At 59.6% G+C, this 17,308-nt stretch carries 10 protein-coding genes; 5 read left to right on the top strand and 5 right to left on the bottom strand.

All coding sequences use genetic code 11. From position 1 onward, the window contains the following. Both waaF and glnE read right to left on the bottom strand, forming a co-directional pair. On the bottom strand, window positions 1-1,035 hold the full coding sequence (gene waaF / locus QYH43_RS02575) for a lipopolysaccharide heptosyltransferase II (protein ID WP_095056418.1): 1,035 nt from the start codon (window positions 1,033-1,035) through the stop codon (window positions 1-3). A gap of 328 nt (window positions 1,036-1,363) precedes the next feature. Next, complete coding sequence (gene glnE, locus QYH43_RS02580) at window positions 1,364-4,303, bottom strand: bifunctional [glutamate--ammonia ligase]-adenylyl-L-tyrosine phosphorylase/[glutamate--ammonia-ligase] adenylyltransferase (protein WP_095152483.1); 2,940 nt, start codon at window positions 4,301-4,303, stop codon at window positions 1,364-1,366. Between the two features lie 384 nt (window positions 4,304-4,687). Here glnE and aceE point away from each other — a divergent pair, with 384 nt between their 5' ends. The 5 genes from aceE (at window position 4,688) to msrA (ending at window position 14,639) form a co-directional block, all read left to right on the top strand. Next, window positions 4,688-7,333, top strand: coding sequence for a pyruvate dehydrogenase (acetyl-transferring), homodimeric type (aceE, locus tag QYH43_RS02585; protein WP_095056420.1), 2,646 nt, complete (start codon window positions 4,688-4,690; stop codon window positions 7,331-7,333). An 11-nt stretch (window positions 7,334-7,344) separates the two neighbouring features. Then, window positions 7,345-9,291, top strand: a complete 1,947-nt coding sequence (gene aceF / locus QYH43_RS02590) for a dihydrolipoyllysine-residue acetyltransferase (RefSeq protein WP_095152481.1) — start codon at window positions 7,345-7,347, stop codon at window positions 9,289-9,291. Window positions 9,292-9,568: 277 nt separating this feature from the next. Further along, on the top strand, window positions 9,569-10,963 hold the full coding sequence (locus tag QYH43_RS02595) for an alkaline phosphatase D family protein (RefSeq protein ID WP_301156383.1): 1,395 nt from the start codon (window positions 9,569-9,571) through the stop codon (window positions 10,961-10,963). A gap of 231 nt (window positions 10,964-11,194) precedes the next feature. Beyond that, window positions 11,195-13,888: a bifunctional diguanylate cyclase/phosphodiesterase gene (locus tag QYH43_RS02600; RefSeq protein ID WP_095056423.1), complete on the top strand. Its 2,694-nt coding sequence runs from the start codon at window positions 11,195-11,197 to the stop codon at window positions 13,886-13,888. 103 nt (window positions 13,889-13,991) lie between these two features. Then, complete coding sequence (msrA, locus tag QYH43_RS02605) at window positions 13,992-14,639, top strand: peptide-methionine (S)-S-oxide reductase MsrA (protein ID WP_095056424.1); 648 nt, start codon at window positions 13,992-13,994, stop codon at window positions 14,637-14,639. Between the two features lie 104 nt (window positions 14,640-14,743). Here the strand turns inward: msrA and QYH43_RS02610 are convergent, their stop codons facing one another. The 3 genes from QYH43_RS02610 to QYH43_RS02620 all read right to left on the bottom strand — a co-directional run bounded on the left by QYH43_RS02610 (window position 14,744) and on the right by QYH43_RS02620 (window position 17,082). Further along, the gene (locus QYH43_RS02610) at window positions 14,744-15,580 is read right to left on the bottom strand and encodes a 23S rRNA (adenine(2030)-N(6))-methyltransferase RlmJ (protein WP_095056425.1); all 837 of its coding nucleotides are present in this window, start codon (window positions 15,578-15,580) and stop codon (window positions 14,744-14,746) included. A gap of 203 nt (window positions 15,581-15,783) precedes the next feature. Beyond that, window positions 15,784-16,011, bottom strand: coding sequence for a hypothetical protein (locus QYH43_RS02615; RefSeq protein WP_301156182.1), 228 nt, complete (start codon window positions 16,009-16,011; stop codon window positions 15,784-15,786). Between the two features lie 345 nt (window positions 16,012-16,356). Next, window positions 16,357-17,082, bottom strand: coding sequence for a DUF4123 domain-containing protein (locus QYH43_RS02620; protein ID WP_095152478.1), 726 nt, complete (start codon window positions 17,080-17,082; stop codon window positions 16,357-16,359). Window positions 17,083-17,308 lie beyond the last annotated feature (226 nt).

The raw sequence follows: 17,308 nt of genomic DNA on the forward strand, positions 1-17,308 counted from the left end.
CTATTTGACCTCGACCACAGTGCCCTGCAACCGCTGCAAGGCTTCGTTCACCGCTTGCGGCATCAGTTGGCGCAAGCAGTTGTAATGGCCGAAACGGCAGGTGCGATCGAAGCACGGGCTGCACTCGATGCCCAGGCGAACGACTTCGACGTGCTCGGCCAGCGGCGGCGTGAAACCTGGCGACGTCGAACCGTAGACCGCAACCAGCGGGCGGTTCAGCGCGGCGGCGACGTGCATCAGGCCGGAATCGTTGGACACCACCGCATCGGCGCAGGACATCAGGTCGATGGCTTCGGCCAGCGAGGTGCCGCCGCTGAGGTTGACCGACTCTTCACGCAGGCCGGGAATCAGCCGCGCGCGGATGTCTTCGCCCACGGCGTGGTCGTTTTTCGAACCGAACAGCCAGACTTGCCAGCCCTCGCGAATTTTCGCTTCCGCCACTTTCGCGTAATGCTCGGACGGCCAGCGCTTGGATTCGCCGAACTCGGCGCCGGGGCACAGCACCAACACCGGGCGATCGAGGGTCAAGCCGAACTTGGCCAGTGCCGCCTCGCGGGTGACCGGGTCGATTTGCAGCGTCGGGCGCGGGTACGGTGTTGGCAGCTCGACACCTGGCTCGAAAGCGAGCGCCATAAAGCGCTCGATCATCAGCGGATAACGGTCTTTGTCCAGCGTGCGCACATCATTAAGCAGGCCGTAACGGAACTCGCCACGCCAGCCGGTGCGTTTCGGGATGCCAGCAAAGAACGGCACCAGCGCCGATTTCAAGGAGTTTGGCAACAGGATCGCCTGATCGTACTGACCGGCCAGGGATTTGCCGATGCGCCGACGCGTGGCTAATTCGAGTGCGCCATGGCCGAGCGGGAAGCTCAAGGCCTGGCGAACTTCGGGCATGCGCTCAAGAATCGGCCGGCTCCACTCGGGGGCCAGCACGTCGATTTCGCATTGCGGGTGGCGCTGTTTGAGACACTGAAAGAGTGTCTGCGCCATCACCATGTCACCGACCCAACTGGGCCCAACGATCAGAATTTTCATGTGGTTTCCATAAACGAACCGGGGAGGCCTACGCCTCCCCGCCTCGAAAATCCAGCACCTGCGGGGGGTGAACCGCCAGGTCATTTGGACGAGCCGGTTGGGGCTCATCGGATCAATTCAATACACAATCACGTCAGTCAGCATAAATCCTGTGGCGAGGGAGCTTGCTCCCGCTGGGCTGCGCAGCAGCCCCAAAACCTGCCACCGCATTCTCATCTGACTGACCGCACAAGCTGATTTGGGAGCGCTTCGCGCTCCAGCGGGAGCAAGCTCCCTCGCCACAAAAGCTCGCTCCTACAGGGGATATTGGCGTATCAAATATCCCGTTTCAGCTTAACCCCAACTCACGCCAGATCCGCATGACCTGCCGCCGCTCGTCCGCGAACTGATCACCCGGTATGACGCCGGCGTCCTTCTGCAAGGCCTGCCGGTGGGCAGCGGAACGGTAAGCTTTATAAGCTTCACGTAGCAGACTGGCATCTTCGACGGGCAACAACCCTTCGTGCTCCAGCTCTTCCAGAATGCGGATGTTATCTGTCCAGCGCAGCAATGGCGGGTGCGTTTGCGACCACGCCAGGGCCGCGTATTGCACCATAAATTCAATATCGACGATACCTCCGGCGTCCTGCTTGAGGTCGAAGGGCGCCGCGGCTTCGAAGGCATTGGCACCGGTTCCGGCTGCGGTGCCCTTGCTGCCGAGGTTCTCGCGCATTTTGGCGCGCATCTCGCTGACCTCCTGACGCAGGGTCGGCAAGTCACGCGGCTTGCCCAGTACCGCGGCGCGGACTTTCTCGAACGCCTGGCCGACATCCTGACTGCCCACCAACACCCGCGCCCGTACCAAGGCCTGATGTTCCCATGTCCATGCTTCACTTTCTTGATAGCGCGCAAACGCCCCCAGCGAACTCACCAAAAGACCCGATGCCCCGGACGGTCGCAGGCGCATGTCCACTTCATACAACTGGCCGGAGTTGGTCTGCGCCGTCAGCAAGTGAATGATGCGCTGGCCCAGACGGGTGAAGAATTGCGCGCCATCGATAGGCTTGGGCCCATCGGTTTCCGCCTGCGGATCGCCGTCGTGGATGAACACCAGGTCCAGGTCCGAACCATGCCCGAGTTCCAGGCCGCCGACTTTCCCATAACCGACAATAATGAAGCCGGGATCGCACACGGTCCCGTCGGGGCGCATCGGCGAACCGTACTTGGCCACCGTTTGCCGCCAGGCCAGGGCCATCACTTGTTCGAGGATCGCTTCGGCAAGCCACGTCAGGTAGTCGCTGACCTTCATCAGCGGCAGGCTGCCGGCGATTTCCGAAGCGGCGACCCGCAAGCGGTGCGCCAGTTTGAAATGGCGCAGGGCTTCCATTTGCTGCTCCAGATCGTCTTCGGGAATGCGCGTCAAACGCTCGCGCAGTTCGGCGGCCAGTTCCGGCGCCAACGGCGGCTTGAACAGTCGGCCTTCGTTGAGCAACTCGTCGAGCAACAGCGGGAAGCGCGTGATTTGTTCAGCGATCCACGGGCTGGCGGCGCACAAGGTCAGCAAGCGCCGCAACGCACCGGGATTTTCGGTCAGCAAGACGAGGTACGCCGAACGACGCGCCACCGCTTCCACCAGTGGCAGCACTCGCTCCAGCACCAGGTCCGGGTTGGCGTGCTCCACGGCCTGGGCCAGCAAACGCGGAATAAAGGCATCGAGACGCTCGCGCCCCAGTCGCTGCATGGCGCGCAATTGCGGACTGCCGCGCAGACCGGCCAACGCCTTCAGCGCCTTCGGCGCATCGGCGAAACCACCCTCTTCCAATTGACGGCAGGCGGCTTCTTCATCCTGGGCCTCTTCCCACAGCGGCAACCATTCTCCGCCCACCACCACTTCGCTTTCGGCACCTTCCTCTTCGTCGGGATCGGCGATCACCTGAGCGAAGTGCCAAGCCACGCGGCCACGCCAGAACATCAGTTTTTCGTGGAAGGCTTCCCAGTCGGCGAAACCGAGCATGAACGCAATACGCGCCTGATCCTGCTCACCATCCGGCAGCATTTGGGTCTGACGGTCGGCAATCGCCTGGATCGCGTGCTCGGTGTAACGCAGGAATTCGTAACCTTCACGCAGTTCGCTGATCACCGCTGGCGGCAGATAGCCCTGCCCTTCCAGTGTGCTCAGTACTTTTAATAGAGGGCGCTGCTGCAAGCTCAAGTCGCGGCCGCCGTGAATCAGCTGGAACGCCTGGGCGATGAACTCCACTTCACGGATACCGCCCGAACCGAGTTTGATGTTGTCGGCCATGCCCTTGCGCCGGACTTCCTGCTGGATCAGCTGCTTCATGGTGCGCAGCGCTTCGATGGCCGAGAAGTCCAGATAACGCCGGTAAACGAAAGGTCGCAGCATGTCTTGCAGTTGCGCGCCGGCCACCTGGTCGCCCGCCACCACCCGCGATTTGATCATCGCGTAGCGTTCCCAGTCGCGGCCCTGGTCCTGGTAATACTGCTCCAGCGCGTTGAAGCTCAGCACCAACGCGCCCGCCGAACCGTAGGGGCGCAAACGCATGTCGACGCGAAACACAAAACCGTCGACGGTCATCGGGTCCAGCGCCTTGATCAGACGCTGGCCGAGCCGGATGAAAAACTCCTGGTTATCCAGCGAGCGTTTGACGCCGACCGTTTCGCCGCCCTCGGGGTAGGCGAAAATCAAGTCGATGTCCGACGACAGGTTCAGCTCCACGGCGCCTAACTTGCCCATGCCGAGGACGACCATCTGCTGCGGCTCGCCGCTGCGCCGACCGGTCGGGACGCCGAATTGCTCGCAATGACGCGCGTACAACCATTGGTATGCCTGGTCGATACTGGCATCGGCCATGTCCGACAGATCGCGACAGGTCTGGACCAGGTCGGCCTGACGGGTCAGGTCGCGCCAGATGATCCGCACCTGATGGCGCGCACGCTGGCGGCGCAGTGCGCGGCCGAGCTGGTCGTCGGTTTCGGCGGCGCTCACTGCGGCTGCAATCTGTGCACACAATTCGCCGGGGGCAAAACTGCGGTCCAGTTCGCCGGACTGCACCAGCGCCAGCAACATCAAAGGGTCACGCACGCTCTGTTCAATGACGAAGTCGCTGGCGGCGGTCACGCGGGCAAATTGCGCCCAGCGCTCTGGCGTCCAGGCTGACAGGCCGTGGTCATCATCGAGCGCGGCGACGGCGGTGCGGAACGACTGTTCGGCACGGGTGACAAACGGCAGGAGAATGCCAGGCAGTTCAGCAAGCGAAGGGAGGCTCATGGTCTATCCTTGATCGGCGTGCAACGGGCTGCATGTAGTGGATTTCGAAAACCCACTACCTGATGGAGTGTCGAACAAAAGTTAGAAATAGCTGAAATTTCTTTGTTTTTGGCAGCCAGCATCAAGCTTTCACCTATTCGAGTTGGAAAAAGACCAACCTTAACGATTATTCTCACAACGCAGCCGGGGGCCCCAAGCCGCTCATCTGTAGTTTTACTACTCGTATATACATTACCAAGGCTGAAATGCCGGAAGATTTGTAGTAAAACTACACGCCGCCGGAACAACCTGTCGGCAAATCCAAGAATTCAAAACGTCTGCCCACAAGGCCAGTCGCTAACTCAGGCAACCGATTCTGGTAGCCTTTCCGCCCTGGAGCAAGCCATGCAAGACCTCGATCCCGTCGAAACCCAGGAATGGCTGGACGCCCTGGAATCGGTTCTCGACAAAGAAGGCGAAGACCGTGCTCACTATTTGATGACCCGTATGGGTGAACTGGCGACCCGCAGCGGTTCGCAGTTGCCTTACGCCATCACCACGCCTTACCGCAACACCATCCCGGTAACCCACGAAGCACGCATGCCTGGCGACCTGTTCATGGAACGCCGCATTCGCTCGCTGGTACGCTGGAACGCGATGGCCATGGTAATGCGTACGAACCTGAAAGATTCTGACCTCGGCGGTCACATCTCCAGCTTCGCTTCCAGTGCGACCCTGTATGACATTGGCTTCAACTACTTCTTCCAGGCCCCGACCGACGAACACGGCGGCGACCTGATCTACTTCCAGGGCCACACCTCGCCAGGCGTTTACGCCCGTGCATTCATGGAAGGCCGCATCACCGAAGACCAGATGAACAACTTCCGCCAGGAAGTCGACGGTCAGGGCCTGTCGTCCTACCCGCACCCTTGGCTGATGCCTGACTTCTGGCAGTTCCCGACCGTATCGATGGGTCTGGGCCCGATCCAGGCGATCTACCAGGCACGCTTCATGAAGTACCTGGAACACCGCGGTTTCATCCAGCCAGGCAAACAGAAAGTCTGGTGCTTCCTGGGCGACGGCGAGTGCGACGAGCCGGAATCCCTGGGCGCTATCTCCCTGGCCGGCCGCGAGAAGCTGGACAACCTGATCTTCGTCATCAACTGCAACCTGCAGCGCCTCGACGGCCCGGTTCGCGGCAACGGCAAGATCATCCAGGAACTCGAAGGCGTGTTCCGCGGTGCTCAGTGGAACGTGACCAAAGTCATCTGGGGCCGTTTCTGGGACCCACTGCTGGCCAAGGACGTCGACGGCATCCTGCAGCGTCGCATGGACGAAGTCATCGACGGCGAGTACCAGAACTACAAAGCCAAAGACGGCGCGTTCGTGCGTGAACACTTCTTCAACACGCCAGAACTCAAGGCGATGGTTGCAGACCTGTCCGACGACGAGATCTGGAAACTCAACCGTGGCGGCCACGACCCGTACAAGGTCTACGCGGCGTACCACGAAGCGGTCAATCACAAAGAACAACCGACCGTCATCCTGGCCAAGACCATCAAGGGTTATGGCACCGGTGCCGGCGAAGCGAAAAACACCGCGCACAACACCAAGAAAGTCGACGTCGAGAGCCTGAAGCTGTTCCGTGACCGCTTCGACATCCCGGTCAAAGACGAAGAGCTGGAAAACCTGCCGTTCTTCAAGCCTGAAGAAGGCAGCGCCGAAGCCCGTTACCTGAGCGAACGTCGTACTGCGCTGGGCGGTTTCGTGCCACAGCGTCGCGCACAAAGCTTCAACATCCCGACTCCGCCACTGGACACCCTCAAGGCGATCCTGGACGGCTCGGGCGACCGTGAAATTTCCACCACCATGGCGTTCGTGCGGATCCTCGCGCAACTGGTCAAGGACAAGGAAATCGGCCCGCGCATCGTTCCGATCATCCCGGACGAAGCCCGTACATTCGGTATGGAAGGCATGTTCCGTCAGCTGGGTATCTACTCCTCCGTCGGCCAGCTCTACGAGCCAGTCGATAAAGACCAGGTGATGTTCTACAAGGAAGACCAGAAGGGTCAGATCCTTGAAGAAGGCATCAACGAAGCGGGCGCCATGAGCTCCTTCATCGCGGCCGGTACTTCGTACTCCAGCCACAACCAGCCGATGCTGCCGTTCTACATCTTCTACTCGATGTTCGGTTTCCAGCGTATCGGTGACCTGGCCTGGGCCGCTGGCGACAGCCGTACCCGTGGCTTCCTGATCGGCGGCACCGCCGGCCGTACCACCCTGAACGGTGAAGGCCTGCAACACGAAGACGGTCACAGCCACCTGCTGGCCTCGACCATCCCGAACTGCCGCACCTACGATCCAACCTACGGCTACGAGCTGGCGGTGATCATTCAGGACGGCATGAAGAAGATGACCGAAGAGCAACAGGACGTCTTCTACTACATCACCGTGATGAACGAGTCCTACCAGCAGCCAGCCATGCCGGCCGGTGCCGAAGAAGGCATCAAGAAAGGCATGTACCTGCTCGAGGAAGACAACCGCGAAGCGGCGCACCACGTTCAGCTGATGGGCTCCGGCACCATCCTGCGTGAAGTCCGTGAAGCAGCGAAGATCCTGCGTGAAGAGTTCAACGTTGGTGCTGACGTCTGGAGCGTTACCAGCTTCAACGAACTGCGTCGCGACGGCCTGGCCGTTGAGCGCACCAACCGTCTGCACCCGGGCCAGAAGCCTAAGCTGAGCTATGTGGAAGAGTGCCTGAACGGCCGTAAAGGTCCGGTCATCGCGTCTACCGACTACATGAAACTGTTCGCCGAACAGATCCGTCAGTGGGTACCGGTCAAGGAATTCAAAGTCCTGGGCACCGACGGTTTCGGGCGCAGCGACAGCCGCAAGAAACTGCGTCATTTCTTCGAAGTCGACCGTCATTTCGTGGTGTTGGCAGCCCTGGAAGCACTGGCTGACCGTGGTGACATCGAACCTAAGGTTGTGGCTGAAGCCATCACCAAGTTCGGTATCAACCCGGAAAAACGCAACCCACTGGACTGCTGAGGAGAGATTCTGTGAGCGAACTCATTCGCGTACCTGACATCGGCAGCGGTGAAGGTGAAGTAATTGAACTGTTTGTGAAGGTCGGCGACCGTATCGAAGCCGACCAGAGCATCCTGACGCTGGAATCGGACAAGGCGAGCATGGAAGTGCCTGCGCCGAAGGCCGGTATCATCAAGAGCCTGAAAGTGAAGCTGGGCGATCGTCTGAAAGAAGGCGACGAACTGCTGGAGCTGGAAGTCGAAGGTGCCGCTGCTGCGGCCCCAGCGGCTGCCGCTGCGCCAGCCGCCAAGGCTGAAGCCCAACCGGTTGCTGCTCCTGCCGCCGCTCCTGCTGCTGCGCCGGCTGCCGCCAGCGTTCAGCAAGTGCACGTGCCGGACATCGGCTCGTCGGGCAAGGCCCAGATCATCGAGATCCAGGTCAAGGTCGGCGATACCGTCGCGGCTGATCAGTCGCTGATCACACTGGAATCCGACAAGGCGAGCATGGAAATCCCGTCGCCCGCCGCTGGCGTGGTCAAGACCATCAGCGTCAAGCTCAACGACGAAGTCGGCACCGGCGACCTGATTCTGGACCTGGAAGTGGCAGGTGCTGCGGCACCGGCTGCCGCTCCGGCCCAGGCGGCTGCAACTGCCGCCGCTGCACCTGCTCCTGCGGCGGCTCCGGCTGCTCCAGTGGCTGACAGCGTTCAGGACATCCACGTTCCGGACATCGGTTCGGCGGGCAAGGCCAAGATCATCGAAGTACTGGTCAAGGCTGGCGACACCGTTGCCGCCGACCAGTCGCTGATTACCCTGGAATCCGACAAGGCGAGCATGGAAATCCCATCGCCAGCCGCTGGCGTGGTGGAAAGTGTTTCCATCAAGCTCGATGACGAAGTCGGTACCGGCGACCTGATCCTCAAGCTGAAAGTCAAAGGCGCTGCGCCGGCTGCTGCTCCGGCACCTGCCGCTGCCGCTCCAAGCACACCGGCTCCAGCCGCGGCTGCTCCGGCCGCCGCTGCACCTGCTGCCCCGGCCGCTGCTCCAGCCAAGCCTGGCGCGAAAGTTCACGCCGGCCCTGCCGTGCGTCAACTGGCCCGTGAATTCGGCGTCGAACTGAACGCCGTTGGCGCCAGCGGTCCGCACGGTCGCATCCTGAAAGAAGACGTGCAGGTTTACGTCAAAGCCATGATGCAAAAGGCCAAGGAAGCACCGGCCGCTGCTGCCGGCGCAACCGGTGGCGCGGGCATCCCGCCGATTCCGGTCGTGGACTTCAGCCGCTTCGGTGAAACCGAAGAAGTGCCGATGACTCGCCTGATGCAAATCGGCGCGTCGAGCCTGCACCGCAGCTGGCTGAACATTCCGCACGTGACTCAGTTCGATTCGGCTGATATCACCGAGCTGGAAGCGTTCCGCATCGCTCAGAAAGCCGTTGCAGAGAAGGCTGGCGTCAAGCTGACCATCCTGCCGCTGCTGCTCAAGACCTGCGCGCACCTGCTCAAGGAAATGCCGGACTTCAACAGTTCGCTGGCACCAAGCGGCAAAGCGATCATCCGCAAGAAGTACGTGAACATCGGCTTCGCCGTCGACACCCCTGAAGGCCTGCTGGTACCGGTCATCAAGAACGTCGACCAGAAGAGCCTGTTGCAACTGGCAGCCGAAGCCGCTGCGCTGGCCGCCAAAGCCCGCGACAAAAAGCTCACCGCTGACGACATGCAAGGCGCCTGCTTCACCATTTCCAGCCTCGGCCACATTGGTGGCACCGGCTTCACGCCGATCGTCAACGCGCCGGAAGTGGCGATCCTCGGTGTTTCCAAGGCAACCATCCAGCCAGTCTGGGACGGCAAAGCCTTCCAGCCGAAACTGATGCTGCCGCTGTCTCTGTCCTACGATCACCGTGTGATCAACGGCGCCGCTGCTGCACGCTTCACCAAGCGTCTGAGCGATCTGCTGGGCGACATCCGTACCATGCTCCTGTAATCCCGAATGGCCCTCCATCGCTGGAGGGCCGTTCGCGTTCCACGTTTCCGAGCGCCACGCTCGTACCTCAACCCCGCCAATTGGCGGGGCTTTTTTTGCCTGAAGCTTTTAACTTACAAAAGTGTATTCCTACATTTGTGGCTGATATCGGCTACAAGTCGAATCCATTTCGGCCAGATATTTTTTCAGGCTCAATAACTAGGCTTAGTTCGAGTGTTATTGAACACCCTTGAAAACATCATTTATTTATCTGGTTAAAAATCGAATGGACTCGAACATGTTAAAACCCACCGTCGGGCCAATTCTTGGCCACACAACAACTCACCATGCGCGAATCTTTCTGCGGGGCGACTTACAAAATAATGCGTTGGCATTTGCCGGCATTCGTTATCGACGACGGGGCGAAGAGAGTTGGTCAAAGGGTGCATTCGCCAAACTCGAGCCGATGCGCGATATGTCCGATGTGATCGCACTCAATGACCTTGCCGCCGACACCGACTACGAATACCAGGCCGGCTGGTTCAGCCCGATGAACCCGGCGCATACCGTGGACTCTGTGCAGGAGCTGCCGCTGCAATGGCCCCGCCCGATTCATCGCCTGCGCACCCGCTCCAGCGAGGCCAACCGGCCCCGCGCGTACATTGTCGGCTCCTGCCGTTACCTGCGCATGACGGCGGGAGTTCCTTCGATGCCTCACCTTGGCGACAGGATCTTCGCGTCGATCTCACGCCTGGCGGAGCAGGCAAAACTGCCCATCAGTGCATTACTGATGACCGGCGACCAGATCTATGTCGATGATTTGAACATCATTGCCCCTGATCGGGAATTCAAGGAAATACTGCAGAAGTATCGCGCTGCGTTTTCACAGCCTCATATCGCCAAGTTGATGGCCAGCCTGCCCACTTACATGATCCTTGATGATCACGAGATAGAAGACAACTGGCCTGCCAATAAACATAAAACCGATGAACACTTATATCGCAACGCAACAAAGGCCTATGAGTTATATCAAGCCAGCCACAGCCCGGCGCACACACTTTCCGCCAACGGACAATTAAACAAGCAACTCGATAAGTACTGGTATCCATTCACCGACGGCGATATCGAATGGTTTGTCACCGACAGTCGAACCCGTCGCAATCTGTCGGCGACCGACCGACGCATTCTCGACACAGACCAAGAGCAAGCGCTGTGTGACTGGCTGATTCACAGCCCGGCGCGGGTCAAATTCGTGGTCACCAGCGTCATGTTCTACCCCGACCGCAAACGACTGGGCGATGACGCCTGGCAGGCCTTTCCCGAACAACGGCTACGGTTGCTGGAAACCATTCGTACACACCGCATCAAGAACGTCGTGTTCATTTCCGGCGATGTCCATGGCTCGCTGTGCAGTCGGCTGACCCATAGCGAGGATCCGGATTTCGAGGTTCACACCATCGTCTCGTCCCCGCTGTGCAACAGCAAGCTGCTGCCCTACGCCAAGGCTTCCACCTTCATCCTCAACCAACCCTTGGCCCGCACGGCCGCCGGGGATTACCGACATGAGCTGACCGGCACAGTCATCAGCCAGGATAACTTCGCGCATCTGGTCGTCGAGGGGGATCGGATTGAGGTGAATTACCACGATCGGGATGGAAAGCTGCTGCAATCGTCCAGTATCAAATTGCGTTGAAACCAAAAGATCGCAGCCTTCGGCAGCGCCTACGGGCTGCGATCTTTTCGCTAATACCATTACTTTTCGCCGCAGACTGGAGAAAACTTATCGCCTGCCGACATATTCTTATAGCACTTGGCCTTCATCTCTCTTGTCAGTCGGTGCCGCAATGATGCAACCTTGCCGCAGGCAACAGTACAGAGGGCGAGAGCCCGGCGCGTTCAGCAAATTCGAAGCGAGTTTCCCTCCATGAAAAGCCAACCCGATGCCGCCAGCCGTATGGTGGCCGAGGTAGTGACGCAGTTGCCTGTGCCCTCGCGGCTCGGCATGCTGCGTTTCGAACGGCTTAATGAACCCAGCTGGGCGCTGCTGTTTCTCGATCCCAACTGCGAACACCAATTCGGCATGCAGGCCATGGAGCTTTGTGCGCTGGTCGACTCGCCCTACGCCAGCCTGATGGAGCCCGAAGCGCGCTATCAGCTGCATGACGCCGTCCAGCAGCAACTGACCGAAAGCCCGCATTACCAGATCCGCTATACCTTGCACACCGCCGCCGGCTCCCTGAATCTGCTGGAACTGGGCGAAGCCTACAAACAACACAACCGGCACTTGTTGCGCGGCTACCTGATGGTCGTCGACGGCGTGCTCGAGGGCTCTGCGCTGCAACCGGCCCTGGACCTCGAAACCCAGAACTCGCGCCTGCAGATTGCCCTTGAGCTCAACCAACGTACCCAGCAGGAGCAACTGCTGCATCTGGATCGAGCACGCGCCCAGCAGGACCTGATCCTGTTGCTGACCCGCCAGCGCTACAGCAGCAACAACTCCCTACAAGAAGCTGCCGAACTGATCACCCGCAGCGCCTGCGACATCTACGAAATCGACTGCGCCAGCCTGTGGCACCTCGACGGCTCGAAACTGGTGCCGATCTCGGCCTATCACCGCACGACCCAGGAATATTTGCTGCAGGAGTCGATCGACGTCAGCGTGTTCCCCGATTACCTCGACGCCTTGCACACCGGTCGCGCCATCGACGCGCACAACGCCATGCGCGACCCGCGCACCCGGGAAATGGCCGAAAGCCTGCGCCCGCGCGATGTCAACGCGATGCTCGACGCCAGTATCCGTGTCGACGGCCAAGTGGTGGGCGTGCTGTGCCTGGAACAGACCGGTGCGACGCGTGCCTGGCAGTCCGATGAAATCGCCTTTGCCGGTGAACTGGCGGATCAGTTCGCCCAGGTCATCAGCAATCACAATCGCCGCACCGCGACCAGCGCCCTGCACCTGTTCCAGCGCGCAGTCGAGCAAAGTGCGAACGCCTTTCTGCTGGTCAATTGCGACGGCGTTGTCGAATACGTCAATCCGAGCTTCACCGCGATCACCCAGTACAGCACCGAAGAAGTCCACGGCCAGCGGCTGTCGGAACTGCCGGCGCTGGAAAACCTCAGCGAACTGCTGTTCGACGCACCTTCGGCACTGGCCAAGAGCAACAGCTGGCAGGGCGAGTTCAAGAGCCGTCGAAAGAACCTCGAACCCTACTGGGGCCAGTTGTCGATCTCCAAGGTTTACGGCGACAACCGCGAGCTGACCCATTACATCGGCATCTATGAAGACATCACCCAGACCAAGCTCGCTCAGCAACGCATCGAGCGCCTGGCCTACACCGACAACCTGACCAACCTCGGCAACCGCCCGGCGTTCATCCGTAACCTCGATGAGCGCTTTGCCCGAGACAGCGATGCGCCGATCAGCCTGTTGCTGGTGGACATCGACAACTTCAAGCGGATCAACGACAGCCTCGGCCACCAGACCGGCGACAAACTGCTGATCAGCCTGGCCCGACGCCTGCGCAACAGTTTGATCCCGAGCGGCAGCCTGGCGCGATTCGCCAGTAACGAATTCGCCGTGTTGCTGGACAACAGCGACCTCACGGTAGGCCAGCAAGTGGCCAACCAATTGCTGGCGACCCTCGACAAGCCGATGTTCGTCGACAACCAATTGATCAGCGTCACCGGCTCCGTGGGCCTGGCCTGCGCGCCGTTGCACGGGCGAGATCCGCAAACCCTGATGCGCAACGCCGGTCTGGCGCTGCACAAGGCCAAGGCCAACGGCAAACATCAAGTGCAAGTGTTCACCGAAGCACTGAACGCCGAGGCCAGCTACAAGCTGTTCGTCGAAAACAACCTGCGCCGCGCCCTGACCCAGAACGAACTCGACGTGTTCTACCAGCCAAAGCTGTGCCTGCGCAGCGGTCGCCTGCTGGGGATGGAAGCGCTGCTGCGCTGGGATCATCCGGAAAAAGGCATGATCCGCCCGGACCAGTTCATCAGCGTGGCCGAAGAGACGGGGTTGATCATTCCGATCGGTAAATGGATCGCCCGTCAGGCCTGCCGCATGAGCAAAGCCCTGACCGCCGCGGGCCTGGGCAATTTGCAGGTGGCGATCAACCTGTCCCCCAAGCAGTTTTCCGACCCGGATCTGGTGACATCGATTGCCAACATCCTCAAGGAAGAAGCCCTGCCCGCTCACCTGCTGGAGCTGGAGCTGACCGAAGGCTTGTTGCTTGAGGCCACCGAAGACACCCACTTGCAGCTCGACCAGCTCAAGCGCCTGGGCCTGACCCTGGCCATGGATGACTTCGGTACCGGTTATTCGTCGCTCAGCTACCTGAAAAAATTCCCCATCGACATCATCAAGATCGATCGAAGCTTCATCCACGAAATCCCGGACAACCAGGACGACATGGAAATCACCTCCGCGGTGATCGCCATGGCTCATAACCTGAAGCTCAAGGTCGTGGCTGAAGGCATCGAAACCGCCGAGCAACTGGCGTTCCTGCGCCGTCACCGCTGCGACGTCGGCCAGGGCTACCTGTTCGACCGCCCTATCCCGGGCACCGAGCTGATCGAAAGGCTCAAACGCTACCCGCGCGGCCCAATCGCCTGACAAACACACATCCCGCTCCTACAAGGGTAGTGCGCATCCCGCTGGTATTGGGCACACTGATGGTCTGTTTATTTACATCTCAACCTGACTGAGAGGACTGATCATGGTTCTGCGCTCGGAAATTCTGGTGAACAAAAACGTGCTCCCTACCAAAGAACAAGCTCTGCCTGGCCGTGAATCCCCGATGAACCTGCCGGAAAGACATTTCGTCCACGACGCCCCGCTGCTGGGTCCGTTCGCCACCGATGTCGATTTTGCGATCTTCGGTCTCGGCTGCTTCTGGGGCGCGGAACGTCGCTTCTGGCAGCGTGAAGGCGTAGTCAGCACCGTGGTGGGTTACGCCGGCGGCTTCACGCCAAACCCTACCTACGAAGAAGTCTGCTCGGGCCTGACCGGCCACACCGAAGTGGTGCTCGTGGTCTATGAGCCGGCAAAAGTCAGTTACGAAGAATTGCTGAAGATGTTCTGGGAACTGCACAACCCGACCCAGGGTATGCGTCAGGGCAACGACATCGGCACCCAATATCGCTCTGTGATCTATGCGACCAACCCGACGCAACTGGCCGCCGCCGAACACAGCAAAGAAGTGTTCCAGGTCGAACTGACCAAGGCCGGCAAAGGCGACATCACCACCGAAATCGAAGAAGCCCCAACGGTTTACTTCGCCGAGGCGTATCACCAGCAGTACCTGGCGAAAAATCCGGAAGGCTACTGCGGGATTGGCGGCACCGGCGTGACCTGCCCGATCTGACGCAGATCACTTGTAGGAGCCGGCTTGCTGGCGATGGCGGCAGACTGTCCAGCGGTGAACTCTGGATTGCCATCGCCGGCAAGCCGGCTCCTACAGGCCGAGCATTACTCGGCAATCAACCAATCCATCTTCCAACTACCCTCGGTCTGCCCCAGTTTCTGGGCCAGCCACGGCAGTAGCTCGCGCAATTCTTCCTCCAGCCCCCACGGCGGATTGGCAATCGCCAACCCGGAACCGTTCAGGCTGTTCGGCGTATCCAGCGGATGCACCAGCAACTCCACGCGCAACAACTTCGGCGCCCCGGTACCCGCCAGGTCCTGATAGAACCGACGCAAGGCGCGCTGATCCTTCACCGGGTACCAGATCGCGGCCACGGTTTGACGCATCCGGCCAATCGCCTCTTTCAACGACGCCGCACAACGCTGCATCTCGTCGAGCTGCTCGAACGGCGGATCGATCAACATCACCGCACGCTTCTCCTGCACCGGTAGCATGGCACGCGGCACATGCCAGCCTTCGCCCAGGTGCACTTTGACCCGACGATCACCGGCCATGTTGTCCTTGAGCAGCACGCCATCTTCCGGGTGCTTTTCGTTGAGCATCACGCGATCCTGCGCACGGGTCAGGCGCCGCGCCAATTCCGGCGAGCCCGGGTAATAGCGCAACTGGCCATCCGGGTTCATCTCGTGCAGCACCTGCATGTAATCGGCAGTCAGGATCGGCAGATCCGGCTGATCCCACAAACGCGCGATGCCTTCCAGGTACTCACCGGTACGGCTGGCCTGATCGCCCTGCAGGTCATACAGACCAATGCCGGCGTGGGTGTCGAGATAGGCAAACGGCTGCTCCTTGCGCGACATCAGGGCGATGAGGCGGGTCAAGGTCAGGTGTTTGAACACATCGGCGTGATTGCCGGCATGGAAGGCGTGACGATAATTCATGGTTGCTCCTGCGAAGGCCGGGAAGTTTACCTTTTACCGGCCGGCAAGTCAGGGGTTCGCAGCTGAGTGGCTCGACGCAGTGGTCGCCCTGACCTGTAGGAGCCGGCTTGCTGGCGATGGCGGCGTATCAATCAACATGGATATTGCCTGACCTACCGCTATCGCCAGTAAGCCGGCTCCTACAGAATCAGGCGAACGCGTCGCTACTGAGAAGGCTGCGCCCGCAATCGCCGACCAAGCACATCCAGCACATCACAGCCATCGCGCAACGGAATCGCGCAGAGCAAGGCAAAGTCACTGAGGATGAACGACTCGCACTCAACCGTACCGCGCATGGACAGGTTTCCCAGCACTTGGGTGAGGGCCATGAAGCGGTTTTCGGGGTGGGGGACTGGTTTTACGTACGGTGGATCGGGATTAAGTTTGGTCATTTTTCAAATATCTCCGGGGTATTTATTTGAAGCTGCCAACGACCTTTCCTACGGGCTTGGGTGGCAGCCGTGCGCGGGAGTAGGAAACTGAGCAAAACCCCAAACTCAGCCACGTCGAAACGTGTCCCGCACACAGCCGCCGCGAACGATGTTACGAACACAAAATAAGTACCGCAATCAAACGACAGCGCTGATGCGCGCTGGGGGAAAGGGTTCCTACACCCTGCCACCGCATTTGCAGTGACAGCCAAAGACTATCCCTCCAATCCATCGCCCACCAGTTCACGCAAACCGCCACAACTTGAAGGAAATCTCCGAGGACCTTGCCCGGAAATGTCCTAGGACCTACTGCATTTCCTCCATAAAGTACGCCAGCACCTCATCCTTAGGCGCGGATGGCAAATCAGGCTGTTTGAGAAAATTCGCAACCTTGCTGCGCAGTACATTTTCAGAAAACGCCTCAAACACATTAGGTTGCTCCTCACTCAACCACTGCAGCAGGTTACCGATGCGGGTCGAATCATCTACGGCACCCAGATGTTGCAGCACCGACTCAGGCACCTCCCACCACGGAAAAACCCTCTCCGATTTATGCGCGCCACCGCCAATTTCCAGCGACTGCCCATTGATCAAACAACGTTCAATCACCGGCAGCAGTTGCGCAGCGTCCACTTCGGCAGAACGCAAAATCGGCAACAAAAAACGCCCATCCCAAAAACGAAAAAACACTGCCTTGCAATCCAGCAGCTTCACTTGCGTCAGGCTGCGCAAATGCTCGACCAGCCCCTCCAGGCTCGCCGACGACACTGCCAGCCAACCCCAGTCCTGAGACTCGGTCGTTGCCACCCACTGCAAAAACTCATTGCCAGGCTCGACGATCCCCACATAAGGCATCACCTCTTTCCACTCGGCATACGCCGTGTCCGCCCAAACCGGGCGCGGCGCCTTACCGCCCCCTGATTGCAGCCACACCTTGAACGGCTCTGCGGCGCTGGCACTGCTGAAGATGGCGAAGAGTTGTTCGGTGTCAGAAAGCGGAGAATTTTGTAGCCAAATATCTGGGCAAATCATGGAAGGACCTCCAAATCAAAACCAGCGTGCCGCTCCCAAGGACATCCACGAAAAAACCTAATCTATCCAACTCATACTCCTACCGACCAATATCAAAGCAATAGCAGCTATACCGAGAGTCAATGTCAGCCAACTATAAGTGATCACAATCACTCTCAATTTTTTCGGAAAAAACTGATAATCCTGTAAGTTCAACTCACTACTTTTCAAAGACCTCCCTGAAAGA

The organism is Pseudomonas sp. C32, from assembly GCF_030417915.1.
GTDB lineage: Bacteria > Pseudomonadota > Gammaproteobacteria > Pseudomonadales > Pseudomonadaceae > Aquipseudomonas.

Coding starts and splice junctions, on each gene's coding strand:
- waaF (WP_095056418.1), bottom strand. CDS start 1,035: ATGAAAATTCTGATCGTTGGGCCCAGTTGGGTCGGTGACATGGTGATG.
- glnE (WP_095152483.1), bottom strand. CDS start 4,303: ATGAGCCTCCCTTCGCTTGCTGAACTGCCTGGCATTCTCCTGCCGTTT.
- aceE (WP_095056420.1), top strand. CDS start 4,688: ATGCAAGACCTCGATCCCGTCGAAACCCAGGAATGGCTGGACGCCCTG.
- QYH43_RS02595 (WP_301156383.1), top strand. CDS start 9,569: ATGTTAAAACCCACCGTCGGGCCAATTCTTGGCCACACAACAACTCAC.
- QYH43_RS02600 (WP_095056423.1), top strand. CDS start 11,195: ATGAAAAGCCAACCCGATGCCGCCAGCCGTATGGTGGCCGAGGTAGTG.
- msrA (WP_095056424.1), top strand. CDS start 13,992: ATGGTTCTGCGCTCGGAAATTCTGGTGAACAAAAACGTGCTCCCTACC.
- QYH43_RS02610 (WP_095056425.1), bottom strand. CDS start 15,580: ATGAATTATCGTCACGCCTTCCATGCCGGCAATCACGCCGATGTGTTC.
- QYH43_RS02615 (WP_301156182.1), bottom strand. CDS start 16,011: ATGACCAAACTTAATCCCGATCCACCGTACGTAAAACCAGTCCCCCAC.
- QYH43_RS02620 (WP_095152478.1), bottom strand. CDS start 17,082: ATGATTTGCCCAGATATTTGGCTACAAAATTCTCCGCTTTCTGACACC.